The organism is Lentilactobacillus diolivorans DSM 14421, assembly GCF_001434255.1.
Lineage (GTDB): Bacteria > Bacillota > Bacilli > Lactobacillales > Lactobacillaceae > Lentilactobacillus > Lentilactobacillus diolivorans.
Genome location: NZ_AZEY01000043.1, coordinates 1 through 970 on the forward strand (window position 1 = coordinate 1; position 970 = coordinate 970).

General features: G+C 43.9%; 1 protein-coding gene. It reads right to left on the bottom strand.

All coding sequences use genetic code 11. The features are described from left to right. Positions 1–34: 34 nt before the first annotated feature. The coding region (locus FC85_RS05080; RefSeq protein ID WP_057864473.1) for a hypothetical protein at positions 35–970 on the bottom strand (936 nt) is incomplete at its 5' end.

Sequence of the window (970 nt, forward strand, 5' to 3'; positions counted from 1 at the left end):
TCTATTACATTATAGCATGTCCCTTAAAAACTGGCTAACGTTTTAGGCTTTGATCAGGTTCAGAATCTGGTTGTTTGATTTCTGGATGCTGTTCAGCAAAGAATTTCAGTTGCTTCTGTGTTCGCTCACTGATTTCTTGGTGCACATCGTTTAACTGTTTTTTAAATTGTGCCTTCTGTTGTGGACTAGTTGCTTGTTGAATTTGTTGTTGCAAGCCTTGATAGGACTTATTAAGATCATGGGCTGATAGCTTTTTTAGATCATGCGCAGGTTCTTTTTGTGCTGCTTGTAAGCCTAATTGTTTGGTTAACCCGTCGCTAAGCTCAATCACTTTGTTGCTAACTTGCTGGATCTCACTTAAAGCACTATGGATCACGGCTTTATCTTTAGCCCAGGTAGCCACATACCCGAGTGAGTAGTTACTGGTATCAACGCCAATATTTTGCATGGCAACATATGCGACCGCTTCGGCCTGGGTTTCCTGATAGGCTCGTGGCCGATCTTTAAAGGCTGATTTTAAGCCGTGTAGCTGGCTATGCGCATATTCGTGGTATAACGTCTTTAGTTTCAAAGCATTGTCGGGCTCATCGCCACCAATGACGATTTCATTAGTGCTGGGTTGAAAATACCCCTCAGCCCCATTTAGCGTCGCTAAAGGCACTTCACTGACTTTAAGGTCGGTTTGCTGGTTTAAATAATCTTTGAACGCGTTATATAAGCTTGTCACATTCTGATGATCGGCCAAATTTTCTTTGAAAAAGTCTTTAGCACTTAACACTGGTTCACCGCTAGTTTGTGCCACATCAAAGACGGGTAGATAGCGATAACCGACAATGGCGCGCTCATCGGTGGTATCAAGATGCTTCTGCTCGGCTGGTGTTAGCTTCTTAATGATCGGAGCCGCAATCCGAATGGCTTTTGCGCCCCGGTTGACGGTGCGGTTAAAAGCCTTCTGCCATTGCTTAAAACC